The sequence below is a fragment of the Pseudomonas frederiksbergensis genome, from assembly GCF_900105495.1.
Lineage (GTDB): Bacteria > Pseudomonadota > Gammaproteobacteria > Pseudomonadales > Pseudomonadaceae > Aquipseudomonas > Aquipseudomonas frederiksbergensis.
In genome coordinates this window covers 4,060,159-4,086,435 of the sequence record NZ_FNTF01000002.1, presented here as the reverse complement: position 1 = coordinate 4,086,435, position 26,277 = coordinate 4,060,159, and the positions used below count along the sequence as shown (strand labels likewise).

The 26,277-nt window shown below is 60.0% G+C and carries 21 protein-coding genes and 1 tRNA gene; 11 read left to right on the top strand and 11 right to left on the bottom strand.

What is annotated here, in order from left to right:
* Positions 1–78 precede the first annotated feature (78 nt).
* Positions 79–1,347, top strand: coding sequence for an OprD family porin (locus BLW70_RS19260; protein WP_074876604.1), 1,269 nt, complete (start codon positions 79–81; stop codon positions 1,345–1,347).
* Positions 1,348–1,509: 162 nt separating this feature from the next.
* Positions 1,510–2,058: a polyhydroxyalkanoate synthesis repressor PhaR gene (gene phaR, locus BLW70_RS19255; protein WP_102614684.1), complete on the top strand. Its 549-nt coding sequence runs from the start codon at positions 1,510–1,512 to the stop codon at positions 2,056–2,058.
* 35 nt (positions 2,059–2,093) lie between these two features.
* Here the strand turns inward: phaR and phaP are convergent, their stop codons facing one another.
* Positions 2,094–2,663, bottom strand: coding sequence for a TIGR01841 family phasin (gene phaP, locus BLW70_RS19250; protein WP_074876602.1), 570 nt, complete (start codon positions 2,661–2,663; stop codon positions 2,094–2,096).
* 255 nt (positions 2,664–2,918) lie between these two features.
* Here phaP and BLW70_RS19245 point away from each other — a divergent pair, with 255 nt between their 5' ends.
* Complete coding sequence (locus BLW70_RS19245) at positions 2,919–5,456, top strand: DUF3141 domain-containing protein (RefSeq protein WP_074876600.1); 2,538 nt, start codon at positions 2,919–2,921, stop codon at positions 5,454–5,456.
* Between the two features lie 24 nt (positions 5,457–5,480).
* Here BLW70_RS19245 and BLW70_RS19240 read toward each other — a convergent pair whose 3' ends face one another.
* Positions 5,481–6,518: an AraC family transcriptional regulator gene (locus BLW70_RS19240; RefSeq protein ID WP_074876598.1), complete on the bottom strand. Its 1,038-nt coding sequence runs from the start codon at positions 6,516–6,518 to the stop codon at positions 5,481–5,483.
* 320 nt (positions 6,519–6,838) lie between these two features.
* Between BLW70_RS19240 and phbB the strand changes: the two genes are divergently transcribed.
* The 5 genes from phbB to BLW70_RS19215 all read left to right on the top strand — a co-directional run bounded on the left by phbB (position 6,839) and on the right by BLW70_RS19215 (position 12,813).
* The gene (gene phbB, locus BLW70_RS19235) at positions 6,839–7,585 is read left to right on the top strand and encodes an acetoacetyl-CoA reductase (protein WP_074876595.1); all 747 of its coding nucleotides are present in this window, start codon (positions 6,839–6,841) and stop codon (positions 7,583–7,585) included.
* Positions 7,586–7,642: 57 nt separating this feature from the next.
* Positions 7,643–8,821 carry an acetyl-CoA C-acetyltransferase gene (locus BLW70_RS19230; RefSeq protein WP_074876593.1) on the top strand — a complete coding sequence of 393 codons (1,179 nt, stop codon included), beginning with the start codon at positions 7,643–7,645 and terminating at the stop codon, positions 8,819–8,821.
* 98 nt (positions 8,822–8,919) lie between these two features.
* Positions 8,920–10,623: a class I poly(R)-hydroxyalkanoic acid synthase gene (gene phaC, locus BLW70_RS19225; RefSeq protein WP_074876591.1), complete on the top strand. Its 1,704-nt coding sequence runs from the start codon at positions 8,920–8,922 to the stop codon at positions 10,621–10,623.
* 138 nt (positions 10,624–10,761) lie between these two features.
* Positions 10,762–11,415 carry a hydrolase gene (locus tag BLW70_RS19220; RefSeq protein WP_074876589.1) on the top strand — a complete coding sequence of 218 codons (654 nt, stop codon included), beginning with the start codon at positions 10,762–10,764 and terminating at the stop codon, positions 11,413–11,415.
* Positions 11,416–11,481: 66 nt separating this feature from the next.
* Positions 11,482–12,813 carry an OprD family porin gene (locus BLW70_RS19215; RefSeq protein WP_074876587.1) on the top strand — a complete coding sequence of 444 codons (1,332 nt, stop codon included), beginning with the start codon at positions 11,482–11,484 and terminating at the stop codon, positions 12,811–12,813.
* A gap of 9 nt (positions 12,814–12,822) precedes the next feature.
* Here the strand turns inward: BLW70_RS19215 and BLW70_RS19210 are convergent.
* The 7 genes from BLW70_RS19210 to fdnG all read right to left on the bottom strand — a co-directional run bounded on the left by BLW70_RS19210 (position 12,823) and on the right by fdnG (position 21,912).
* Positions 12,823–12,918, bottom strand: a tRNA-Sec gene (locus tag BLW70_RS19210).
* A 6-nt stretch (positions 12,919–12,924) separates the two neighbouring features.
* The gene (selB, locus tag BLW70_RS19205; RefSeq protein ID WP_074876585.1) at positions 12,925–14,832 is read right to left on the bottom strand and encodes a selenocysteine-specific translation elongation factor; all 1,908 of its coding nucleotides are present in this window, start codon (positions 14,830–14,832) and stop codon (positions 12,925–12,927) included.
* Positions 14,829–16,253, bottom strand: coding sequence for an L-seryl-tRNA(Sec) selenium transferase (gene selA, locus BLW70_RS19200; protein WP_074876583.1), 1,425 nt, complete (start codon positions 16,251–16,253; stop codon positions 14,829–14,831). The genes selB and selA overlap by 4 nt, the downstream gene beginning before the upstream one ends.
* A gap of 76 nt (positions 16,254–16,329) precedes the next feature.
* The gene (gene fdhE, locus BLW70_RS19195; protein ID WP_074876581.1) at positions 16,330–17,256 is read right to left on the bottom strand and encodes a formate dehydrogenase accessory protein FdhE; all 927 of its coding nucleotides are present in this window, start codon (positions 17,254–17,256) and stop codon (positions 16,330–16,332) included.
* A gap of 4 nt (positions 17,257–17,260) precedes the next feature.
* Positions 17,261–17,914, bottom strand: coding sequence for a formate dehydrogenase subunit gamma (locus BLW70_RS19190; RefSeq protein ID WP_074876579.1), 654 nt, complete (start codon positions 17,912–17,914; stop codon positions 17,261–17,263).
* Entirely contained in the window at positions 17,911–18,846 is a 936-nt protein-coding gene (gene fdxH, locus BLW70_RS19185; protein WP_074876577.1) for a formate dehydrogenase subunit beta, read from the bottom strand. Before fdxH ends, BLW70_RS19190 begins: the two co-directional genes overlap by 4 nt.
* Positions 18,847–21,912, bottom strand: coding sequence for a formate dehydrogenase-N subunit alpha (fdnG, locus tag BLW70_RS19180; protein WP_139273398.1), 3,066 nt, complete (start codon positions 21,910–21,912; stop codon positions 18,847–18,849).
* A 311-nt stretch (positions 21,913–22,223) separates the two neighbouring features.
* Between fdnG and BLW70_RS19170 the strand changes: the two genes are divergently transcribed.
* Positions 22,224–23,378: a MalY/PatB family protein gene (locus tag BLW70_RS19170; protein ID WP_074876571.1), complete on the top strand. Its 1,155-nt coding sequence runs from the start codon at positions 22,224–22,226 to the stop codon at positions 23,376–23,378.
* A gap of 132 nt (positions 23,379–23,510) precedes the next feature.
* Positions 23,511–24,368: an SDR family oxidoreductase gene (locus tag BLW70_RS19165; RefSeq protein ID WP_074876568.1), complete on the top strand. Its 858-nt coding sequence runs from the start codon at positions 23,511–23,513 to the stop codon at positions 24,366–24,368.
* Between the two features lie 170 nt (positions 24,369–24,538).
* Here the strand turns inward: BLW70_RS19165 and BLW70_RS31140 are convergent, their stop codons facing one another.
* Positions 24,539–24,940, bottom strand: coding sequence for a YetF domain-containing protein (locus BLW70_RS31140; RefSeq protein WP_074876566.1), 402 nt, complete (start codon positions 24,938–24,940; stop codon positions 24,539–24,541).
* A complete protein-coding gene (locus BLW70_RS19155; RefSeq protein WP_074876564.1) occupies positions 24,933–25,451 on the bottom strand; it encodes a CinA family protein in 519 nt (172 codons plus the stop codon). Before BLW70_RS19155 ends, BLW70_RS31140 begins: the two co-directional genes overlap by 8 nt.
* A 170-nt stretch (positions 25,452–25,621) precedes the next feature.
* Between BLW70_RS19155 and BLW70_RS19150 the strand changes: the two genes are divergently transcribed.
* Entirely contained in the window at positions 25,622–26,233 is a 612-nt protein-coding gene (locus BLW70_RS19150) for a Yip1 family protein (RefSeq protein WP_074876562.1), read from the top strand.
* The last annotated feature ends 44 nt before the right edge of the window (positions 26,234–26,277 follow it).

The window sequence follows — 26,277 nt, the reverse complement described above, 5'->3', positions numbered from 1 at the left end:
TTTTATCGATAAGCCCTCGCCCACCTGGCGAGGGCCGCGGGACCTGTCTTTCCATAATAAAAACAAAGGGGCTTCACCATGGACCGCAACACCCGCACCCTCGCTACCCGACTGTTGCTGGCCGGCGGCGTCATCAGCCTCTCGGCCCCCGCCGCCGCTGACTTTGTCAAAGACAGCAAGGCCAGCCTTGAGCTGCGCAACTTCTATTTCAACCGTGACTATCGCCAGGACAACGCCGCCCAATCCAAACAAGAGGAATGGGCCCAGGGGTTCCTGCTGCGCTACGAATCGGGATACACCAACGGGTTGATCGGTGTCGGCTTCGATGCCATCGGCCTGCTCGGCGTCAAGCTCGATTCCAGCCCTGATCGCGCAGGCTCCGGCCTGCTCAAACGTCACCGTGACACGAGCAAAGGGGCGCAGGACGAGTACGGCGAACTGGGCCTGACCGCCAAAGTGCGTGCCTCAAAAAGCACACTGAAACTCGGCACGCTGCTGCCGAAACTGCCGACGGTACTGGCCAACGATTCACGGCTGTTGCCACAAACCTTCAAGGGCGGTCAGTTGACGTCGCTGGAACTCGAAGGCCTGACCGTGGATGCCGGGCGACTGACGCAAGTCAATCAGCGCGACTCCTCGGACTACGAGGACATGGGCATCACCCGCACCGGCGCCAAGGGCATCACCACGCGTCATCTCGACAGCGACAGCTTCGATTTCGCCAGCCTGAACTACAAATGGACCAGCAACCTCGCCACCGGCTACAGCTACGGCCACCTCGACAACTTCTACAGCCAGCACCTGGTCAACCTGACCTACGTCTTGCCAGTCACCACCGGCCAGTCGCTGAAGACCGATCTGCGCTTCGCCCGCTCCACGGACGATGGCGGCAGCAATGTCGATAACAACGCCATCGGCGCGATGTTCACCTACAACCTCGGCGGGCATGCGGTGGGCCTGGGTTATCAAGGCATGAGCGGCGACACCGGCTACGCCTACGTCAACGGCACCGATGCGTTCCTGGTGAACTTCGTGCAGATCGGCGACTTCGCCAGCAAGGACGAACAGTCCTGGCAGGCGCGCTACGACTACAACTTTGCGGCCATCGGCATTCCGGGCCTGACCTTCATGACCCGCTACCTCACCGGTGACAACATCGATCTGGGCGGCAATCGCCCGGAAGGCAAGGAATGGGAACGTGATACCGACATTGGCTATGTCGTGCAAAGCGGGCCATTGAAGAATGTCGGCGTGAAGTGGCGTAACGCGACGGTGCGCTCGACCCACTTCGGCAGCGACCTGGATGAAAACCGGTTGATCGTCAGCTACACCTTGCCGATCTGGTAAGCAAGCCCTCCTCCCCCGATCGTTCCCACGCTCTGCGTGGGAATGCAGCCCGGGACGCTCCGCGTCCCTACAGCGGACGCAGAGCGTCCATTGATGCATTCCCACGCGGAGTGGGAACGATCGGTACCCGCTAATCCGCGGCAGGGGCCAGAGTAGGTTAAGATGCCGGCAAACCAGGCCCGCCGCGAGACGCCCCGCATGACTGACACCACCCCCCGCCTGATCAAGAAGTACCCCAATCGCCGACTGTATGACACCCACACCAGCAGTCATTTGACGCTGGCGGACATACGCCAGTTGGTGGTCGACAAAGTTGCCTTTCAGGTGGTCGATGCCAAGAGCGGCGAGGACCTGACCCGCAGCATCCTGCTGCAAGTGATCCTGGAAGCTGAAAGCGGCGGTGAGCCAATCTTCACTACCGAAATGCTGATGGGGATTATCCAGTTCTACGGCCCTTACCAGGGCGTACTCGGCAGCTATCTGGACAAGAGCATTCAAACCGTGATCGACATCCAGTCCCAGACCGGCGCACAGTCGTCCGAGGCCTGGAGCGACTTCATGCACCAGCAGGCGCCGGTGATGCAGGACCTGATGCGCCAATATGTCGACCAGTCAAAGGCGCTGTACCTGAACACCCAGAACCTGTTCGGCATGTTCGGCGGCAAGCCCGGAGCCGATGGCGGGACGAAAAAAAATGGCGATGGGGAATAAACCCATCGCCATTGGTGCTGCTTATCTAATGTGACTTACTTGTTACCGCTGGTAGCCTTGGCACTTGCTTCTGAAGCAGCTTTGGTGGCCGTGGCAGTCGCTGCGTCGAAACTGGTCTGAGCCACATCGGCAGCCTGTTTTACGGCTTTCTGTGCGCTTTCGAACACAGTACCGGCGTTCGCCAGGCTCGACTTGAACGCGGCCACAACAGGCTCGGAGCCGGCAGGTGCATTCTTGCTGATGGTTTCAACGAACTCTTGCACCTGTTGGGTGCCCGCTTCGACCTGGCTCGAGGTCAATTTGGCGATGTCCGACTGAGTACCGACGATCAGCGCTTGAACCTGACGGTTGAACTCGGCCAGACGTTCGGTCTGCGCACTCGGCTGGGTGAAAGAAGCCTGCAGCTCGGCGAAACCTTGTGGATCACGCACGGCCAACAGCTTGCGAACGCCTTCGAAGTGCTCTTCGGTGGAGTCGCGCAGTGCCTTGAACTGCAACTGGCTGAGCTGTTCAACGCTGGCGAAGACTTTGCCGCTGATTTGCTGCAAAAGGTCGAGGTTGGCTTTCTGAGCGGTTTGCAGTTTTTCCGAATTGAAAAAAGACATGCTTGAATCTCCTGGTGCTGGAAGGCCCTGATGAGCCTGAGGACGCGATAGCGATCCGGCCAGTCATCGCGTTAGCCTTGATATTGCAGTGCACAAAACTATTTGGCAACGTGTATTTTTGTGCGGTGCAAAATAAACTTTGCTAATGCCCTCTACATACGCTGTAAACTCTTGCTCATCGAACGGCCAGGCTAGCCCTCTTTAACTTGAGGGGTCTGAAGGGCCGGTTCCCATGCACAGCGTCAGGAGATCACGATGGGTCAGGAACTAAATATTGCGCTGCAAGATGAAGAGTTCTCCGAGCCCGCCGGCTTGTTCGAACACTTGAATCATCTGCAACGCCTCAACACCCGTAACGTCCTCGACGCCGTGCAGAAGCGCCAGGCAAAAACCTTCGCGCCTTTAAGCCTTGGGCAACTCCGACAGCCAACGCCTGCTGACTGGCAGGAATACTTCACGGACCTTGGCCAACGCAGCGTGTTGTTCTGGGACACCTTGCGTCAGCGCGGCGACAACACCCTGGCCCACGAGCGCGCCGGGTATCCGCTGCTGCTCAAGTTCAATCATGAAACGCTGGTCGCCGGTGAAGACCTGCCCCGCCCGGTCAACTATTCGTTGTTGCAAATCCTCGGCGGTCCTGGACAACAGATCGACAGCAAGAAACAGCCGGTGATCATCATCGATCCCCGCGGCGGTCACGGCTCGGGCATCGGCGGTTTCAAACAGGATTCGGTGATCGGCGAAAGCCTGAGAGCCGGCCACCCCACCTACTTCATCTCCTTCAGTCACTCGCCCCGCCCAGGGCAAACCCTTGCTGATATCACCGACGCCCAAGCGCGGTTCATCGAAGTCGTCAGCGCCCGGCATCCAGACAGCGCCAAACCAGTCGTCATTGGTAATTGCCAGGCGGGCTGGGCGTTAATGGGCCTCGCGGCCACCCGGCCGGAGCTGCCGGGGCTGATCATCGTCAACGGTGCGCCGTTGTCATACTGGGCCGGCGTCAATGGCCGCAATCCGATGCGCTACACCGGCGGTTTACTGGGCGGTGGCTGGATGGCGCGGCTCGGTAGCGATCTGGGCAATGACCGTTTCGACGGCACCTGGCTAGTCAGCAATTTCGAAAACCTGGACCCGGCCAACACCTTTTGGGGCAAGTACTACCACCTGTTCAGCGAAGTCGACAGCGAGGCCGCACGCTTTCTGGACTTCGAACGCTGGTGGGGCAGCCCGACCCTGCTTAATGGCGAAGAGATCGAGATGATTGTCGACGACCTGTTCATCGGCAATCAGCTGTCCGGTGGCCTCGGGCGCAAGAGCAGCGGGCTTGATCTCAAACTGATCGAAGTGCCGGTGGTGGTGTTCTGCTCGTACGGTGACAACATCACTTCCCCGCAGCAGGCACTGGACTGGATCACCGACGTCTACCCCAGCGATCTCGCGTTGCAAAATGCCGGACGCACCATCGTTTACCTGCGACACGCGAGCATCGGTCACCTGGGCATCTTCGTGTCCGGTGACGTGGCGCGGCGTGAACACCGTGAATTGCTCGGTGCGGTCGACGCGATCAATGCACTGTCAGCCGGGCTGTATGAAATGCTGATCGACGACCTGCCGGAGCATTCGGCGACGCCATATGCCGTGCGTTTCGAGCGCCGGCGTATCGCAGACATCCATGGCGAAGTGAAGCCGCCCCGTGATGATGATCGCGAATTCGCCCTGGTGCAGCGCGCGTCCGCCATCAACAACAGCGTTTACGACGAATGCATACGTCCGTGGTTGCGCCAGCTGATCAACGAACCAAGCGCCGAAATGCTGCGCCGGGCGCATCCTTTCCATCAGCAACAAGTGGCCTGGAGCAGTTTGAACCCGGCGCTCTGGTGGCTGGCAGGCAGCGCCGCCCAAGTGAGCAAGGATCGTCACCCCGCCAGCCAGAACAACCCGTTGCTGGTCTGGCAGGAACTGTTTTCCAATCAGGTGCAGGATGCCTTGAACGGTTATCGCGACCTGCGTGATGCGGCTCAGGAAATGTGTTTCTACGGCGTGTATGGCGTACTCAACAGCCTCACTGGCAATGCTCCCGGGCGAAATCTTCAGGAACATGCCGAGCAGCACGACAAGGTGTTGATCGAGCGTTTGCAGGATGCCCTGCCCCTCGGCGGCCTGATGGAAGCCTTGATACGGATCCTGTTCCTGCTGGGCCGCGACAGCGACGAGCCGGGCAAGGAAAGTGTCGAAAAATTGATCCTGCAACTGCAAGTGTTGCTTCAGGACTACAGTGCCGAGCCGCTTGATTTGCGCGAAACTCTGCGCCTGCAAAAACTGCTGGTCGCCACCCATCCGCAAGAAAGCCTGCACAGCCTGCCCTTGATGCTTGCCGAGGTCGAAGAACGCCAGCAAGTACTCGCTGCCGTCGCCAACTTGCTGCCGGAACTGCTGACCAAAGGCGCAGACAACCACTTCTGGCGTGAACTGCACACGCTGCTCGACGTGCCAATGCCTGGTTTCAGCCTGACTCAACCACCCGGTGAAGCCGATGCCAGCGTAGAGAAAGTGCCGGTGGTTACCCCTGAGCCGATCAAGCAGAAAGCCCCAGTGGCAACCCCGGAGCCAATCAAGCAGATCACCCCGCTGGAAATCCCCAAGCCAATCAAACAGAAAACCCCGGTCGTCATCCCCGAGCCAATCAAGCGGAAAATACCCGCAGTGACCCCAGACCCCATCGCCAAGGTTGCCAGTCCAGCGCGCCAACCTGCCAAGGGCAAGAAAGGCGTGAAAAAACCTCCGGTGAAATAACGTTGAGCACCGAGGAAGACCGCGTCAGACCGACGCGGCTTCCTTGATTTCAAACGATTCATCGGCCCGATACTGACCGGGCGTCATGCCAAACCAGCGGCTACAGGCTTTGTTGAAACTGCTGTGATCATGAAAACCAAGGAGATACGCGACATGCTTCATGTTGAAGTGAGAATGGCGCAGGTAGAAATCGGCGAGTTGCCGGCGAACATCGTTCTGCACGTCCTTGAATTGCGTCCCTTCCTTTTCCAGCGCGCGTTGCAGCGTCCGCTTGCTGATGTTCAATGCCGCCGCGATCGACTCCATGTCGCACTGCCCCTGGCCCTGGCTCAAGCGCTCGGTAATCAATGCGCGAATCCTGCTGACAATGCAAAAACCAAACAGCAGGTCCAGTTGAGCCTCGGCAAAACTGTCATGCAGCACCGCCAATGTTTCATTGGCCATGCTCAACGGACGCATCAGTTCCTGACCATCAAACAAAATGCTGTCGAAAGGCGCGTCGAAATGCAGGTCGCAGCCAAACAGCCGACGATGCTCGGTGGTGTCTTCAGGTTCGGGATAGGTGAATCCCACGCTCAAGGGTTGCGGTGCGTTTCCGCCCGCCAGCTTACGACAGAAGCCCAGCAATGAAGCCAGCGCTGCATCGGTGTATTGGCGAGGTTTGACCGAACCTTTTTGTTGATGATCGAAGCCGGAAAGCCGGTAGTTCTGCTGTTCCGATGTAAAGAAAAGGCTGAAGCCGGTACCAATCAACGGACTGAAACGGACCAGTCGTTCAAGGGCTTTTTTCAGATTCAGACTGGACATCATGGTGTAGCCGACGATCTGAAAGCTGCCGGGATGGAAACTTCCATAGGCCTTCAAGCCGATGTCTGGATCACCCGAGGCCTGGGCGGCCAGGTCCCATAGTCGATAGATTGCCCTTCGCTCGCAAAACGCTCCTGGTTTGTTCGCAAGCTTCATGTCTAGTTCAGCCTCCTGGCACAGACTGGCAACATCCAGTCCTTGAGCCAAGAGCGTATTTACCAACACGCTGGCATAGCCTGAACTCATTCTGTACATGGCGTCCTCAATGACCTGTGGAACCGAACATCCTGTCCGGAGCCATAACTGATCTGCGATGAATCAAAACTCTAACGGGTTGTTTCGTTGCCAATATTGATCCCAGTATAGGTACTCCTCGTTTTTAGCCAGTATTTCAGGCCGGTCGTCGCCTTGTAGCAGTGGCCGATGAGCGACGAGACGACGACAGAAAGTTCCGTTGCGCTTCGGGCATGGCACCGTTGGACACCAGACCGTCACCTCTCAACACTTCCGCACACCCCGCCAATACCGAACAATCCCCCATCTTGCAGCGCAAAATACAAAAAGGAAGAGTGCATATGAAGTCGCTTGGTCGTATTGCGTTGGTCACGGGTGGTATGGGTGGGATTGGCACTGCGATTAGCCAGCGCCTGTACAAGGAAGGATTCAAGGTCATCGTGGGCTGCAGCTCCGATTCCCCCCGCAAGAAAGAATGGATGGCGAGCCAACAGGAGGCGGGTTATCAATTCGAATGCATCTATGGCGACATCACCGATTGGGAATCAACGCGCAAAGCGTTCGAAATGGCACGTGAGCAATTCGGTCCGATCGATGTATTGGTCAACAACGCCGGGATCACGCGTGATGCGTCCTTTCGCAAGCTGACGCCCGAAGACTGGAACGCGGTCATCGGCACCAACCTCAGCGGCCTGTTCAACACCACCAAACAGGTGATTGAAGGGATGCTGACCAAGGGCTGGGGCCGGGTCATCAACATCTCCTCGATCAACGGTCAGCGCGGCCAGTTCGGTCAGACCAACTACAGCGCGGCCAAGGCCGGCATCCATGGTTTCACCATGGCCCTGGCGCGGGAAGTATCCGGCAAGGGCGTGACCGTCAATACCGTTTCCCCAGGCTACATCCAGACCAGCATGACCGCGGCCATTCGCCAGGACATTCTCGACACCATGATCGCGGCCACACCGGTCGGGCGTCTCGGCCAACCAGAAGAAATCGCCTCCATCGTGGCCTGGCTGGCTTCCGATGAATCGGCCTACAGCACCGGGGCCGACTTCTCGGTCAACGGCGGCATGAACATGCAATAGACCTGTCAGGGCATGGATGCCCTGCTTTCGCTCGACAACATCTTAATGAGGTCACGCATGAACGAAGTCGTAATCGTTGCCGCTACTCGTACCGCCATTGGCAGTTTTCAAGGTGCCTTGTCCGCGATTCCAGCCACCGAGCTGGGCGCGGCGGTCATTCGCCGTTTGCTGGAAGAGACCGGTCTGGACGGCTCGCAGATCGATGAAGTGATCCTCGGCCAGGTACTCACCGCAGGCTCGGGGCAAAACCCGGCACGCCAGACGGCGATCAAGGCCGGCCTGCCCCACACCACCCCTGCCCTGACCCTGAACAAGGTCTGCGGCTCGGGCCTCAAGGCGGTCCAGTTGGCGGTCCAGGCCATCCGTTGTGGCGACGCCGAACTCATCATTGCCGGCGGTCAGGAAAACATGAGCCTGGCGCCGTATGTTCTGCCCAAGGCCCGCACCGGTTTGCGCCTGGGTCATGCGCAACTGCAAGACAGCGTGATTCAGGACGGTTTGTGGGACGCCTTCAACGACTACCACATGGGCATCACCGCCGAGAACCTGGCGCAGAAATACGAACTGAGTCGCGAAGACCAGGACGCTTTCGCCGCGGCCTCGCAACAGAAAGCCGCTGCGGCCATCGAAGCGGGCTACTTCAAGCGTGAAATCACCCCGATCCTGATCCCTCAGCGCAAGGGTGAACCGCTGGTCTTCGATACTGATGAACAGCCGCGTCCGGGCAGCACCCTGCAAGCGCTGGGCAAGCTCAAACCCGCGTTCCAGAAAACCGGCAGCGTGACCGCCGGTAACTCGTCGACTCTCAACGACGGCGCCGCCGTGCTGTTGCTGGCCAGCGCCGCCAAGGCCCTGGCCCTCGGCTTGCCGGTACTGGCGCGGATCAAGGCTTACGCCAGCGCTGGCGTGGACCCCTCGATCATGGGGATCGGCCCGGTCCCGGCCACCCGCTTGGCATTGACCAAAGCCGGCTGGAGCCTGGACGACCTCGACCTGATCGAAGCCAATGAAGCGTTCGCCGCGCAATCACTGGCCGTCGGCAAGGAGCTGGGTTGGGACACCAGCAAAGTCAACGTCAACGGCGGCGCAATTGCCCTGGGTCATCCGATCGGCGCATCGGGTGCGCGAATCCTGGTGTCGCTGTTGCACGAGCTGATTCGTCGCGACGGCAAAAAAGGCCTGGCCACGTTGTGCATCGGTGGTGGCCAGGGTGTCAGCCTGGTCATCGAGCGCTAGAAGAAACACAGGACTGCTTGCTTGACTGCTAACGCGGCGCCGAAGTCCGGCGCCGCGGTTTTTTTCAGCCCGGTTTACTGATGTGGGCAAGGAGTTCCATGGACAATAACTCGCATACTTTCAACACCTTCTGGTCAGGCCAGGTTCCGTTCATTGCCTCCTTTGCAGTGCAACAGCTACGTCTCTGGGTCAGCACCAATCCGTGGTTTACCGGCCAGGACTACAACGCGTGGTTTGACCTGCCGCGCAGCACCCTGGACAGCCTTCAATCGGACTACCAACAGCAATGGGGCGCACTCGGCCAGCAACTGCTGACCGGTCAGCCATTCAGCTTCGAGGATCGGCGTTTTGCCAGCGGCAACTGGAGCCAGCCCCTGTTCGGCTCGCTCGCTGCGTTTTATCTGCTCAACGCCGGGTTCCTGCTCAAGCTGCTGGACAAGTTGGCGATCCCGGACAAAAAACCGCGCCAGCGCCTGCTCTATCTGGTGGAACAAGCCATCGCCGCCGGCGCGCCGAGCAATTTCCTGGCGAGTAATCCCGATGCGTTGCAACGTGTCGTCGATACCCAGGGCAGTAGCCTCCTCACCGGCCTGTTGCACCTGGCCAGCGACCTGCAAGAAGGCAAGATGCGCCAGTGCGACGCTGGTGCATTCAAAGTCGGTGTCGATCTCGCCAACACCCCTGGCGAAGTGGTGTTCGAGAACGAACTGTTCCAGCTGATTCAGTATTACCCGCAAAGCGAAACCCAATACCGGCGCCCGGTGTTTGTCGTGCCGCCGTCCATCAACAAGTACTACATTCTCGACTTGCGCCCGGACAACTCGATGGTTGCTCATCTGTTGAAACAAGGGCATCCGGTGTTTCTGATGTCGTGGCGCAACTTCGACCAGGAGCACGCCGCCACCACTTGGGATGACCTGATCGAAACCGGCATCATCAAAGGCCTGCAAGTGACCCGCGAGATCAGCGGCGAGCAACGGCCCAATTGTGTCGGCTTCTGCATTGGCGGCACCTTGTTGAGTTCGGCGCTGGCGGTCCTGGCGGCGCGCGGCGACCGCGAGATTGGCAGCGTGAGCCTGTTGACCACCTTCCTTGACTACCTCGATACCGGTCCTATCGACATTTTTGTCGACGAACAATTGGTGGCCTACCGCGAGCGCACCATCGGCGGCCAGGATGGGCCCATCGGCCTGTTCAAGGGCGAGGACATGGGCAATACCTTCTCGCTGCTGCGGCCCAACGACTTGTGGTGGAACTACAACGTCGACAAATACCTCAAGGGCCAGAAACCGATCCCCCTCGACCTGCTGTTCTGGAACAACGACAGCACCAACCTGCCGGGCCCGATGTACTGTTGGTATTTGCGCCACACCTACCTGCAGAACGACCTGAAATCCGGTGAGCTGGACTGTTGCGGGGTCAAGCTGGACCTGCGCGCCATTGATGCTCCGGCGTACATCCTCGCCACCCACGACGATCACATCGTGCCGTGGCGAAGCGCTTACGCCAGCACCGAGTTGCTCTCCGGGACCAAGCGTTTTGTGCTGGGCGCATCAGGGCATATCGCCGGGGTGATCAACCCGCCGGCCAAGGAAAAACGCCACTACTGGACCAACAACCGGGTCACCAAAAACCCGGAAACCTGGTTCAAGAACGCCCAGCAACATTCCGGTAGCTGGTGGAATGATTGGTTCGTCTGGCTGGCTGAACAGTCCGGTGAACGCCAGCCCTCGGTGCTGCATACCGGTAACGCGCAATACCCGGCGATCGAGTCGGCGCCGGGGCGTTATGTGATGCAGTGATCGATAAGCCCGCGCGATAACCACTATCGTGCGGGGGCTCTTTCTTCACCATCCCCGTAAAAACAGCACATACATTCAATATCCTCACGGCAATCCCGGCAACCATGTCCTCCTCACTCACACCGTAAGGACATTGTCATGGCCATCGCAAAAGCTGCTCCCGGCAAAACCCTGCTGACCCCGTCCGACCACACCCTGATCATGATCGATCACCAGTCGCAGATGTCCTTTGCGACCAAGTCAATTGACGCCGTCACCCTGCGCAACAACGCTGCACTTGTGGCCAAGGCCGCGCGGGGCTTCAAGGTCTCGACCATCCTGACCACCGTCGCCGAGAAGAGCTTTTCCGGGCCGATCTTCGACGAAATCAAGTCAGTGTTTCCGGAACACAATGTCATCGACCGTACCAGCATGAACACCTGGGAAGACGAGCGCATTGCCGTCGAAGTCAACGCGTTCGGCAAACAGAAAATCGTCCTCGCCGGTCTGTGGACCTCTGTGTGCATCGTGGGCCCGGCACTGTCGGCCATCGACCAGGGTTTCGAGGTTTACGTGATTGCCGATGCCTGTGGCGACGTCAGCACCGAAGCCCATGAAATGGCGATGCAGCGCATGATCCAGATCGGTGCCCGCCCAATGACCTCGCTGCAATACCTGCTTGAACTCCAGCGCGACTGGGCACGTACTGAAACCTATGACGAAACGGTGAAAACCTCGATTGCGAACGGAGGTTCCTACGGTCTTGGCCTGATCTACGCCAAAACCATGTTCGGTGCTTCGGAAGGCCATTAAGCGGTTTTCCTATAAAAAGCGAGTGACTGCGGACATTCCGCAGTCACTGCTGCCGGTGATTGACCGATGAAGTTTGGTAAGCGAGACCTTTGCGTCAGGTTCCCCATCTGGTTATCGGTGCTCTTCGCCGGTACCGCCGGGACAGCCATGGCTGATGAATTTGCACAAGGGTTTATGGACAGAGCGACGCTTGAGGTGCTCAGCCGAAATTTCTACCTCAACAGTGAAGACCAATCCCCCTCACCTGGAGACAAACGCTCCAAAAAAGAGTGGGCTCAAGGATTTATCAGCGCTTTTGAATCCGGTTTCACACCTGGCACGCTTGGGTTTGGTCTCGACGCCCATGCCTTTGTGGGGCTGAAGCTGGATGGCGGCAAAGGACATTCCGGGACGGGATTGTTGCCCGTGGATGATGACGGTCGTAGCGAAGACAACTATTCCAGTGGTGGCGGCGCGCTGAAAATCAGAGCCTCCCGAACGACCTTGGCGTTCGGTGAAATGATGGTGGAAACCCCGGTATTCGACACCGCGGACAAGCGTCTGCAACCGGAGTACGCCACAGGATTACTGCTAAACAGCCACGAAATTGAAGGCGTCAATCTGGTTGCCGGTCATTTCACCGCGTTCAAGAACCAGGACAGTTCTTCGGGCAAGGGCAACTTCTACGGCTACGGCGCCAACACCGAGGCCGGAGGCATTACGTTTCTCGGCACCGACCTGTTCACCCAACGTCCAGTCGGCGGCGCGCTCTATGCCTCAGAACTCAGCGACACCTGGCATCAGTACTACGCCAACCTGCACCTGAAGCAGCCTGGGGTATTCCTCGACGCCAATCTCTACCACACGCAGGACGCCGGCAAAGCGCTGGCTGGTGCCATCGACAACACCGCGTTCAGCCTGTCGGGCAAGTACACCGTCGATGCGCATGCCTTCACCCTGGCCTATCAAAAAATCAATGGCGACACGCCGTTCGATTTTGTCGGTGGAGACTCGATCTACCTGGCCAACTCGATCAAATACGCCGACTTCAACGGCGCCCATGAACGCTCATGGCAAGCACGCTACGACCTCGATTTGAGCGCTTTCGGGATTCCCGGCCTGAACTTCATGACGCGTTACGTCATGGGCAGCCAAATCGACGGCACCCATGCGCCCAAGGGCGGCGCCTACAACCTTTTCGATGACTCAGTCGATGAATACGTGCCTCAACAAGGCGATGGCGGACGGCATTGGGAACGCGACATAGACCTGCGTTACATCGTGCAGTCCGGCGCGGCCAAAGGACTGTCCGTGCAGCTGTCCCATGTTTCGCATCGAGCCAACACAGCCCAGGCGGGGGATGATATCGATAGGGTTTATGTGGTCATCCAGTACCCGCTGAGCTTCGGGCATCTCTGATGGGGAAAATGGCGGAAGGCAGCCGGAGTCGAACCTGCCCGGGAACGGATGCCGTCCCCAACCGGGTTTGAAGCCCGGCCGCGCCACCGGGCGCGATTGCCTTCCTTGAAATCAGTGATCGGTGCGTTGGGCCAGGGCATTGTCGAGGCGCAGATGGCGCTTGTCGCCAAACCGTCGCGTCAGGCCGATCCGGTCGAAGTATTCGAGAATCTGGATGCTACGCTTGCGACCCAGGCCCACGGCATCACGAAACGCCGTGACCTGAATCACCGGGTTTTGCGCGGCCAGTTGCACAAGCATAGCCGCCAAACGGCGGATCATCGTGTCGGTGTAGAACAGGTCGCGGACGACTTGATGCAGCAATCCCAACCTCGCCATCTTGCACAACAGCAAGCGCACGGCCGCCTCGTCATGGCCAAGGTCGCGCACCCACGGCGGATCAAAACCAGCCTGTTCGAACAACGGTTGCAAGTGCTGCCACAGGGCTTCGTCGGCTTCGCTCAAACGCACTTGATGGTCAGGCAAATGCAACCAGGGTCCGCTGGCGGCAAGGGCACCGCTGGCGAGTAATTCGTCGAGCAGGCTGATGAACGTCGGACGCTCCAGCGCTGTGCCGCTGAACCGCCGCAGGCGATCCCGGTCCGGGCCCATTTGATCCGGTTCCAGTTGATGAAAACGGGCGAGGTGGTCCAGCAACGGCGCTTTCAGCGCTTCCCAACGGGCCGCACTGAACAGCAACGGGCCTTGGCGGGTGTCGATCAGGCGCACGTCATCGGGCAAAACCCAGGTGTTGCGGGGGCGGTTGAACTGACGCTCCAGACGCCGCGGGTCGAACCCTGTGTCGCTGTTGGCCAATAACGCCGGCAGGATCTCCTCCAACGCATTGCCTGTGGCGAGGGCGTGTAACTGCGCCAACCGTTCGGGGCTGCGGCGTTGTCGGGTCGGTGCAAACGGGTCGAGCACCCGCGCGCCACCAAGGGTGCGTTGGGCGCTCTGGTCCCGCAGGATCAAGGGATCGCCCTTGACGACCTGCACCGGCGCATTCAACAGCAGCTGCGCGAACATCCGCTCACTCGGCAAAAGGCGGGAGCCTTCCAGCAACGCCACCCGGCCGGTGACATCCTGAGTACCCACGTGAACGTGCACGGGCTGAAAGTGCTCGAAGGCTTTGGGTTCGCTGGCCAACAATTGCAGGTCGATATCCAATCGCTGGGTTGGCGCGTACAGCCACTCGGCCGACAGCCATTGACCGCGATGGATCTGCTCCAGGGCCAAGCGTTCGCCACTCAGGTTCAACGCGACGCGCTGTCCGGCCATTGCGATCTCGGCCGCCCGATTCTGCGCATGCAGACCGCGCACGCGAACGGGTTTGCCCCGCGGGCCGAGCATCAGCGTATCGCCCACGGCCACCACGCCAGACAACGCAGTGCCGGTCACCACGATACCGACGCCGGCGACGCTGAAGGCACGATCGATCGCCAGGTGAAAACCGCCAAGGGTGCTGCGTTGAAGCACTTCACGTTGCGCCGCGAGCAGGGCCTGTCGCAGCGTCTCGATGCCCTCCCCGGTCACACTCGACAGCGCAATCTGCGGCGCGTCGGCATAAGGCCCCGGTGCCAGCAATGTCTGGACCTGATCGCGAACGGCTTGCACTCTGGACGGTTCGACCCGGTCACATTTGCTGATCGCCACCAGCGCCCGAGGGATGCCCAGCAGTTCAACGATGGCCAGGTGTTCGCGGGTCTGCGGCATGACGCCATCGTCGGCCGCGACCACCAGCAACACCAGATCAATGCCCTGGGCCCCCGCCAGCATGTTGTGGGTGAAGCGCTCATGACCGGGCACATCGATAAAACCGGTCAGGGGCGCATGGGGTTCCAGTGCCGCGTAGAGGTAGCCGAGGTCGATGGTCATGCCGCGTTCACGCTCTTCCCGACGCCGGTCGCCGAGCAGGCCGGTCAGTGCCTGGAGCAAGGCAGTCTTGCCGTGATCGATGTGCCCTGCGGTGCCGACGATCACGCTACGGTGCCTGCAATCTGATCGAGTTGCGCCAGCCACGCCGGTTCATCGTCCAGTTGCCGCAAATCCAGCCACAACGCATCGTCATCAATGCGCCCGAGCACCGGAATCGGCAACGCACGCAGGATCGCTTCCAGACCATGCAGTTGCCGTCCGCGAAGACGTTTGGAGACGTTCGGTCGCAGGCATAACGCCGCACTGGGCAATCGCGCTACCGGTTGGCTGCCGCTGCCGATCATGCCCAGCGCCGGTACTGCGCGGACGCTCCAGTCATCGCCCAGGATTTTAGCCAGCGAGGGTTGCAGACGCTCAGCCTGGGCGAGGATGTCCGCCTGCGGTCGGGTCAACAGGCGCAAACTCGGCAGTCGCTCAGCCAGACGATCAGGGTCGCGGTACAAGCCCAACACCGCTTCGAGGGCAGCGAGGGTCAGTTTGTCGACCCGCAAGGCGCGTTTGAGTGGGTTCTTCTTGATCTTCGCAATCAAGTCTTTGCGGCCGACAATCAACCCGGCCTGGGGGCCACCCAGCAGTTTGTCGCCGCTGAAGGTGACGATGTCAGCGCCATCGCTCAGCGCCTGGCGCACCGTGGGTTCGGCGGGCAAGCCCCAGCGCGTCAGGTCCAGCAGGCTGCCGCTGCCGAGGTCTTCAAGCAATGGCAAACCGTGTTGATGCGCGAGTAGCGCCAACTCGGCGGTCGGCACCCGCGCGGTGAAGCCTTCGATGTTGTAGTTGCTCGCATGGACGCGCATCAGCAAACCGCTACGTGGGCCAATGGCCGCCTCGTAATCCCGGGCATGAGTGCGATTGGTGGTGCCGACTTCGTGGAGCCTGACCCCCGCCCTGGCCATGATGTCGGGAATGCGGAAGGCGCCACCGATTTCGATCAGTTCGCCCCGGGAAATGATGCCTTCCTTTCGCGCGCCCAGACTGTTGAGCGCCAGCAACACCGCAGCAGCGTTGTTGTTGACCACCGTCACCGCCTCGGCGCCGGTCAGCTCGCGGATCAGGCCTTCGATCAGGTCATCACGGTCGCCACGCTGGCCGCTGTTCAGATCGAATTCCAGGTTAAGCGGATAACGGGCTGCCCTCTGCACCGCTTCGATGGCTTCCTCCGGCAACAACGCTCGCCCCAGATTGGTGTGCAGCACCGTGCCGGTGAGGTTGAACACCCGGCGCACGTTGCTGCGATGCTGAGTCGCCAAGCGTTCACCCGCCCTGCCCGCCAACGCTTCAGGCGCGATTTCAATGGCGTCGAGTTGCCCTGAAAGCACCGGTTCACGCAAGTCATCGAGCAATTGCCGCAGGCTGGCCAGCAGTGCATCACGCCCGTAACGCTCGGCCAATGGCTGACAGGCGCGATGACGCAGCAAGCTGTCGATTGAAGGCAGCCGCAGGGTTGAGCTGGCGGATCTGGAAGACATCAGGCGCTCCCGCAAACGTTGACCGTCGCGCCTGAGTGTAGCTGCTGGGCTCGGAGGGATAGCTTAAAGGGATCGCTCAGTTACCTCCCGGTGCCAGCAACAGATTAGGCGCCGGACGCTGGTAGCCTTCCTGCTCCAGGCGCATGTCCAGCAACAGGCTGGTCAGGTCCGTGGAGAGCGCTTCGGCCTCGGCGTCGTTTTCCAGGTAAAGCAGTTTCAGGTAGCTGCGGCAGCCGGGGCAGACCTCCGCGCGTATGGGTGCCTGATTGGCGGCGTGACGGTCGTCATCGAGGCTGACGTATTCAAGGCCTTTGCTTTGTTCGCAATACACGCATTTGACCCGCACCACATGCCATTCGCAGGCACACAGCGAGCACACCAGATACCGCAAGCCGTTGTACTTGCCGCGGTGTCGAATCACCCCGGCCATGGCCGGCGAACCGCAGGCCGGGCATTGGCTGAGGCTATCACCGGGTTTCAGCGCATGGTCCGGTGTGCTCAGCAACCAATGACTCCAGGCCACTTGCAACGCCGCGCCGAGAAACGGCACCACGGCGGCGGGCAGCAAGGTGAACTGGCCGCTGACCAGCGCAATCGCCCAGGCCTTGCGCTGCCCGACGTTGGCGCTGCGCAACATCGCCACGGCTTTTTCCACGGCCGGTTGCGGAGGTGGCTGGTAACGCTGCAACAGGGCTTCGAGGTAAGGCAGCCAATGGTCCTCGCGCACCAGGCTGTCGGCGGCGAGCGGAGGTAAGCCGTGTTGCTGGCACACGCGCCTACGTTCGGGATCGGGCATGGCGGTGACGGGCGGGTCGTCCAGCAGCCCCTGCTGCACGTGGCACAGGCCGGTCACCAGCCGCAGGTAATCGGCCAGCGGATGGCCGTCGACCAGACGCTCCAGGCGCAAGGCGCGCAAAGTGAACAGATTGTTCGGTGGCAGGTGCAGAAACGGCGGCGAGCTCGCCGCCGCTTCGATCTCGCCAGGCTCAAGAATCGTCGCCAAGGGGTTATCCTTTTTTGTTGATCGGCCGGTCGGGGTGCTCGTCTCGGGTCACTTCGCGGTACCAGAGTTCATGGTGTCTCCTCGCCCAGGCGCGGCTGACCCAGCCATGCGTCATGGCGCTGACCGACCCCCTGATCCAGATGCCGGCATAGATGTGAACGATGATGCTCAGCACCAGGATCAAACCCGCCAACGCATGCAGCAGCATGGCCCAACGAATGCTGGTGATGCCGAAGTACTCGCTGAAATACTCGCGCCAGATCACCAAGCCGCTGAACAACAGCACCAGCATGCACATCAGCAAGATCCAGAACAGCAGCTTCTGCCCCGGGTTGTATTTGCCGATCGCGGGCACGCCCTCTTCTTCGTTGCGGATCACCCGCCCGACACGTCGCAGCCACAAGCGATCGTTGGTGATAAAAATGTTCGCCCGGAAAAATTGAATCACCAAGCCCAGGAACAGGACGAACATCACCACGCCCATGAACGGGTGCAGAATGCGCGTCCACGGGCCGCCGCCAAACAGGTTGCTCAGCCAGAACAGCGCCGGGTGGAACAACGCCAGCCCCGACAGCGCCGCCATCAAGAAGAAAATCGCCACCAGCCAGTGATTGGTGCGCTGGTTCGAGGTGTAGCGCAGGATCTGTCTGCGGATCATGGTCTGTCCTCCCCGCGCGGATCAAAGGTATGCACCGACGGATCGACTTCATGCACCGCAGGGTCAACAGTGGTCGGCAGTTCGTCCTCCTCGACCAATTGCGGCCCGACCCGCACGTAGTGGAAGAACCCGGCCAGCACGGCCAAGCCCATGGCCAGCAATCCCAAGGGTTTGCTCACGCCTTTCCACAGGTCCACCAGCGGACTGATGGTCGGAGCGCTCGGCAGGCCGGCATACAACTTCGGTGTGTCGGCGTGGTGCAACACGTACATGACGTGGGTGCCGCCGACACCTTCGGGGTCATACAGGCCAGCATTGTCGAAGCCACGACTCTTGAGGTCGACGATCCTTTCGGCCGCATGATCTTTCATGTCTTCCTTGGTGCCGAACACAATGGCGCCCGTCGGGCAGGTTTTGACGCAGGCCGGCTCCAGCCCCACCGCCACGCGGTCCGAGCACAATGTGCATTTGTAGGCCTTGTGATCCTTTTGCGAGATTCGCGGAATATCGAACGGGCAACCGGTGATGCAATACCCGCAGCCGATGCAATGGTCCTGGTCGAAATCGACGATGCCATTGGCGTGCTTGATGATTGCCCCCGGGCTCGGGCACGCGGCCAGGCAACCGGGCTCGGCGCAGTGCATGCAGCCGTCCTTGCGAATCAACCACTCCAGATTGCCGGCGGCGGTTTCGTGTTCGGTGAAGCGCATCAAAGTCCAGGTATCTGCGCTCAGGTCCCGGGGGTTGTCGTAGGTGCCGAGGTTGTGACCGACCTCGTCGCGCAGTTCGTTCCATTCCGAGCAGGCGACCTGACACGCCTTGCAGCCGATGCACTTGGTGGTGTCGATCAGCTTGGCCACTTCCTCCTGGTTGCGCACCGAGGACGGGACGGTCGTGGTGGCCGAACGGGCGATGATGTCTTGGCTGGCCATTTAGACTTTCTCCACGTTGACCAGGAATGACTTGGATTCCGGGGTCTGAGTGTTGCCATCGCCGAGGAACGGCACCAGGGTGTTGGTCAGGTAACCGTGGCGCGTGAGCCCGGTAAAACCCCAGTGCAGCGGGATTCCGATCTGATGCACCACCTGATTGTTGACCTGCAGCGGACGTATCCGCTTGGTCACCACCGCCACCGCTTCTATGTGCCCGCGCTTGCAACTGACACGAACCCGGTCGCCAGCGACGATGCCTTTTTCCTTGGCCAGTACTTCACCGATCTCGACGAACTGCTCGGGTTGGGAAATCGCGTTGAGCTCGCAATGCTTGCTCCAGAAGTGGAAATGCTCGGTCAGCCGGTAGCTGGTCGCGGCATAGGGATAGTCCTTGGCTACGCCTAAGGTCTCCCAGACCGAATCGAAGATCCGCGCCGCCGGGTTGCTGGTGGCTTTCTTGTTTTGCGGGTGCAACGGGTTGATCCCGATCGGCGTTTCGAACGGTTCGTAGTGCTCGGGGAAAGGTCCTTCGTTCATCTTGTCGACGGCAAAGAACCGCGCCACGCCTTCGGGGTTCATGATGAACGGATTCATCCCGGCTTCCGGTGGCGAGTCGGACTTGAAGTCAGCCACATCGGTACCACCCCAGGATTTACCGTTCCACCACACCAGGCGTTTTTTCTCGTCCCACGGCTTGCCTTGCGGGTCGCACGATGCGCGGTTGTAGAGAATCCGCCGATTCGCCGGCCAGGCCCAGGCCCAGCCCTGGTGTTGCTTCATGCCATACGGATCGCTGTTGTCGCGCCGGGCCATCTGGTTACCCGCCTCTGTCCAGCTGCCGCAGAAAATCCAGCAACCGGAAGCCGTGCTGCCGTCGTCCCTGAGCAGGCCGAAACCGGCCAGTTGCGCGTTGCCCTTGATCGTCGCGCCGCTAGCGTCGGTGAAGTCGGCGGTGGCATAGCCGTTGATTTCCTTGGCCAGCTCTTCCGGCGAGGGCTCTTCGGCGATTTTGTAGGGCCAGGACAGTTTGAGGATCGGCTCGGCATAAGCGCCGCCGTTGGCCTGGTAACGCTGACGCAGACGGATAAACAGCTCGCTCATGATCCGTATATCGGTGCGCGCTTCGCCTGGGCCGTCGGCGCCTTTCCAGTGCCATTGCAGCCAGCGGCTGCTGTTGACCAGCGAGCCGTCTTCTTCGGCGAAACAAGTGGTGGGCAGGCGAATCACTTCGGTCTGGATGCCGGCGGTTTCAACGTCGTTGTACGGCCCGACATTGCGCCAGAACTCCGAGGTCTCGGTGGCCAGCGGGTCCATCACCACCAGCCACTTGAGCTTGGCCAGCGCCGCCATTACCCGGTTTTTGTCGGGTAGCGCGGCGATGGGGTTGAAGCCCTGGCACATGTAGCCGTTGACCTTGCCCTGGCTCATCAGGTCGAACACTTTGAGGATGTCGTAGTTCGGGATGTCCAGTTTCGGCAGATAGTCAAAAGCCCAGCGGTTTTCGAGCGTGGCGTTCGCGCCGTACCAGGCTTTCATCAGGCTGACGTGGAACTTGCCGTAGTTCTGCCAGTAAGACAGTTGCCCCGGCCGCAACGGCAGTTGCGTGCGTTTGGTGATATAGGCGCTGTAATCCTGCTCCGCATCCTGCGGCAACGTCAGATAACCCGGCAGCGCATTTGACAGCAAGCCGAGGTCGGTCAGCCCCTGGATGTTGGAGTGCCCGCGCAAGGCATTGACGCCCCCGCCCGGCATGCCGACGTTGCCCAGCAGCAATTGCACCATGGCGGCGCTGCGAATGATCTGCGAACCGATCGAGTGCTGAGTCCAGCCCAGCGCGTAGAGAATCGTCATGGTCTTGCCCGGTTGCGAGCAAGTGGCGATTTCTTCCCAGATCTTCTGCATGGCATCGACGGGCATGCCACAAATCTGGCTCGCCAGTTCGATGGTGTAGCGGCTGTAATGGGTCTTCATCAATTGATAGACGCAACGCGGGTCGTGCAGGGTCGGGTCGACTTTGACAAAGCCGTCATCACCGATTTCATAACCCCAGCCAGACTTGTCCGTGTAGATGCGTTTGGCCGCGTCGTAGCCGCTGAAGATCCCGTCCTCGAAGCCAAACCCGGCTTTAACGATGAATGACACGTCGGTATAGGCGCGTACGTACTCGTGCTGGATTTTGTTTTCGGTCAGCAGGTAATTGATCAGCCCGCCCATGAAGGCGATGTCGGTGCCGGTGCGGATCGGCGCGTAATAGTCGGCCACCGAGGCGGTCCGGGTAAAACGTGGATCGACCACGATCAAGCGTGCCTTGTTGTGCGCCTTGGCTTCGGTCACCCATTTGAAGCCGCACGGGTGCGCTTCTGCTGCGTTGCCGCCCATCACCAGGATCAGATTCGCGTTACCGATATCGGTCCAGGTATTGGTCATGGCACCACGGCCGTACGTCGGGGCAAGACTTGCCACCGTCGGGCCGTGTCAGACACGCGCCTGGTTATCGAACCCCAGCATGCCGAGACTGCGAATGACTTTGTGGGTGATATAACCCGCTTCGTTGGACGACGCCGAGGCCGCGAGGAAACCGGTGGTCAGCCAGCGGTTCACCGTTTGGCCCTGGGTATTCTTCTCGATGAAGTTGGCGTCGCGGTCGGCCTTCATCAGGTCGGCAACGCGATTGAGCGCTTCATCCCAGGAGATGCGCGTCCACTCGGTGGTGCCGGGTTTGCGCACCTCTGGGTATTGCAGGCGGCCGGGGCTATGAATGAAATCCAGCAGGCCGGCACCTTTGGGGCACAAGGTGCCGCGATTGACCGGGTGGTCGGAATCGCCTTCGATGTGAATGATGTTTTGCGCGACGTTCTTCGCAGCATCGCCCTGGCTGTACATGATCAAGCCGCAGCCGACCGAGCAATACGGGCAGGTGTTGCGGGTTTCATGGGTGTGGGCAAGCTTGAAGTGGCGCACCTGCTCGGCGAAGGCAGTCGCGGGGGCCATGCCCAGCGCGCCGAGGCTCGAGCCCGCAAGGCCGATACCAGCGACCTTGAAGAACTGACGACGGTTGAGGTCCATCGTGCACTCCTGTCAGGTGGAGACCCGGTATTTTTGCCGGGTTTTTCTGGACAATCACGGTTGTGGCAGTCTGGCTGCCGACACTTGAAACTGTAGACAATGTTAGAACTGACTGTGTGAAAACCGACCATCGGGCAATCCCAAGGCGTAAGCCATCACACACCCTGTGGGAGTGAGCCTGCTCGCGATAGCGGAGTGTCAGTCACCATAGATGCTGACTGTTGTGACGCCATCGCGAGCAGGCTCGCTCCCACAGGGGCTTGGCGCTTATCATGGCCCCACGTTCAACCCCGCTTTTTATGAGACTGAGCATGACTTTCGATTTTGATCAGGTGTTCGACCGCCACAACACCGGCAGTACCAAATGGAGCCGTTACCCGGCCGACGTGTTGCCGATGTGGGTGGCCGACATGGACTTCTGTGCACCGCCGGTGATCATCCAGGCCCTGCAAAAACGTCTGGAACACCCGATGCTCGGCTATAGCGTGGCCCAGGATGACTTGCGCAATGCCATCGTCGCCGACCTCTGGAAAAAGTACGCCTGGCACGTATTGCCTGAGGAACTGATTTTCCTGCCGGGCGTGGAATCGGGGTTCAACATGGCGCTGAATGCGCTGGTCCAGCCGCAACAGAACGTTGTGGTGCAGGTCCCGAACTACCCGCCGCTACGCCATGCGCCGGGGCACTGGGGACTGAACAAGGTTGAACTCGAATTCGACGCGTTGGCGGACGGCACTTACGCCACGCCACTTGATGCCCTGAATCGGGCGCTGACCGGTGGCGGTGCGCTGCTGCTGAGCAACCCGCACAACCCGCTAGGCAAAGTCTTCCCGCGAGAAGAACTGCAAGCGGTTGCCAACATCTGTCTGGAACAGGACGCCTGGATCATCTCGGACGAGATTCATGCCGAGCTGTGTTTCGACGGGCGCGTGCACATTCCGACGGCCTCTCTGAGCCCGGAAATCGCCAAGCGCACCATCACGCTGATGTCGGCGAGCAAGGCCTACAACATTGCCGGGCTGAAAACATCGTTCATGATCATTCAGGACTCGGCGTTGCGTGCAAAGGTCAACCACGCCCGCTGCGGCATGGTCGACAGCGTCAACCCGTTGGGCATGGAAGCGACGCGCGTCGCCTACAGCGAAGCCGGCCCTTGGCTGGCCGGGTTGAAGGCATATCTGCAAGGCAATCGGGATTATCTGGTGGACGCGGTCAACACCCGACTGCCGGGAGTGACCATGAATATCCCGCAAGGCACGTACCTGGCGTGGCTCGATTGCTCGGCGCTGGGACTGGAGAACCCGCAGCAGTTTTTCCTTGAGCAAGCCAAGGTCGGTTTGAGCCCTGGCCTGGATTTCGGCGATGCCAACAAACAGTTCGTGCGCCTGAATTTCGGCTGCCCACGGTCGTTGCTGGAAGAAGGCATTGCGCGGATGGAACGCAGCTTGCTCAATCGCAAAGCCTGATGATGATCGTTCCTACGCTCCGCGTGGGAACGATCAGCGACAAGAGTGACATCCCGGAAATCCAACCGAACTCAAGGCAAAACACCAGGGTCAACCCTTTGACTCCTCTGCCTTGAGAACGGAGATTTCGCAATGACTTCCTATCCAAAACCACCCTTCCCTAAACAAAGCCAGCCTGTCCCCGGTTCCCAAAATAAAATGGACCCGTACCCCGACTGTGGCGAACAAAGCTACAAGGGTTCAGGCCGACTGGACGGCAAGATCGCCCTGATCACCGGCGCCGACAGTGGCATCGGTCGCGCCGTCGCCATCGCCTTCGCCCGTGAAGGCGCGGATGTCGTCGTCGCCTACCTCAATGAACATGAAGACGCACAGGAAACCGCACGCTGGGTCGAACACGCCGGCCGGCAGTGTCTGTTATTGCCTGGTGACCTGGCGCAGAAAGCCCACTGCCAGGCCCTGGTGGACAAGACGGTCGAACGTTTTGGCCGAATCGATGTGCTGGTCAACAACGCCGCGTTCCAGATGAGCCACGAAAACCTCGAGGACATCCCGGACGAAGAATGGGTGATGACCTTCGACGTCAACATCACCGCTATTTTCAGGCTCTGTCAGGCCGCGTTGAAGCACATGAAACCCGGCAGTTCGATCATCAACACCAGTTCGGTCAATTCCGACATGCCCAAACCGACCCTCCTGCCTTACGCCACGACCAAAGGCGCGATTGCCAACTTCACCGCTGGCCTGGCGCAGATGCTGGGGCCGAAGAACATTCGGGTGAACTGCGTGGCACCGGGGCCGATCTGGACGCCGCTGATTGTCTCGACCATGCCCGCTGAAGAGGTTCAGGACTTCGGCGGTCAAACCCCGCTCGGACGGCCGGGCCAACCGGTGGAAGTGGCGCCGATTTATGTGTTGCTGGCATCGGATGAGGCCAGTTACATCACGGGGCAGCGGTACGGGATCACCGGCGGTAAGCCGATGCTTTGAATGCAGTACGTTGAGTTAGTGAGAACCCTGTGGCGAGGGAGCTTGCTCCCGCTGGGCTGCGTAGCGGCCCCAAAAATCTGGCAACGATCACCGATTTTGTGAGTGCTACGCCCTCAAGCGGGAGCAAGCTCCCTCGCCACAAAAAGCCAGGTATGGCCGCAATTCATTGCTCACGACGGCTCTTGAGCAATCACCGATATCTTGCCGTTGCGCTCCAGGATCGCGAACTTGATCTGCTCAAGGGTTTCGATGCCCTGGCTCGAACGTGCCGCCTCCATGACGTCGGCCTCGATCAATCGCGCGTGACGCAGGCGTTTGTGCAGAATCGGATTGGTCGATCCGTGGCGGTGGAACCGCTCGTATTGCACCCGGACCTTGCCATCGTCGCCCTGAACGTCCCGGGTACTCAGCGGCCCGCGTGAAAACAGGCCGAGCAATGCCAGCAACACCACCAACGCCAGGAAGTACCAGCCCCAACGCTCGAATTGCCAGACCTTGACCTGATGCGCCATGTCTTCGCGCACGGGATAGTCGCGGCTGTGGTAATCGGTATGCCCGGATTCATCATTCATCGAGTGCGCCCTGCCCTTGCTCACCCGCCAATGCCCGTTGGTGGAAGTGCGGCAGCAACTTCAGCGCGTGCTCCGCGGCCAATAACTGCACCTCACTGCGTGTACCGGAAAACCGCACCTGTCGGCTGAAAACACACCGTCCCTGCCCGGTCTGATAGGCCCAGGCGAAACAAATGGTGCCAGCCGGGATGCCATCGACGTCTTCCGGCCCGAGGATGCCGGTGGTCGCCACCGCAACATTGGCCGTGCTGTCGCGCAACGCACCCACGGCCATTTCCTGAGCGACTTCACAACTGGTGAGATTGAATGTTTCGATCGTCTTCGGGCTGACGTGGAGCAAGCGCTGTTTCGCTTCGGTGGAATAGACCACGTACCCGCATTCGATCGACTCCCCGCTGTGCGGAATCTCAGCCAGCAGCGTGACGATTTTTCCGGCGGTACAAGACTCTGCGGTGGTCAGCAGCAAGTCGTTTTGACGCAAGTATTCGACCACGGATTGGCTGACGTTCATGGCACATCATCCAGAAAGGAGAGCTGCTCGGTTGACCTTGCGCGTTCGCAAACATTCCCTCTATCCGACCACGCCCGGCTTTGGGATAAAAAACTGAACCCCTGTCAAAACTCGCCCCTCAATACGTTTAGGGCCCCCTGCTACGGGCCGCTCCAGATCCGGAGGTCATCATGTCCGCACCTATCGTCAAGCTGTTCACCCAACCGAACTACGTATGGACGGATATCCGCAAGGAAGAGGAAGCGCATCCATGCCACTACCTCGCCCATTTATTGTTGCTCGCCATGATTCCCGCCGTGTGCCTGTTTGTTGGCACCACCTACGTCGGCTGGAGCCTGGTCGAAAACGAACTCGTTAAGCTCAGCACCGCCAGCGCGCTACAGCTCTGCGTGTTGCTCTACGTGACCATCGTCGTCGGCGTGGCGTTGATGGGGCTGTTTATCCGCTGGATGTCGCGCACCTTCGACGCACGGCCGACCGTCAACCAATGCATCGGCTTTGCCGCTTACACCGTGACCCCGTACTTCCTCGCCGGCATTGCCGGTTTGTACCCCAGCCGCTGGCTGGCGATTGTGGTGCTGGGCGCAGCGTCGATCTATTCGACGTTTCTGCTGTTCGTCGGCTTGCCGACCTTTATGCATGAGCGCAAGGAACAAGGCTTGCTGAACGCCGCTTGCGTCTGGGGCGTCGGCCTGCTGGTGCTGGTCACCCTCCTGGTCTCGATGATCCTGCTATGGTTCAACGTATTGACGCCTGAATACCTGCGCACGACCGTCGGTTGATGGCGGATCCCGCATCGCAGGCATGCACCCAACGAGTACCGAGC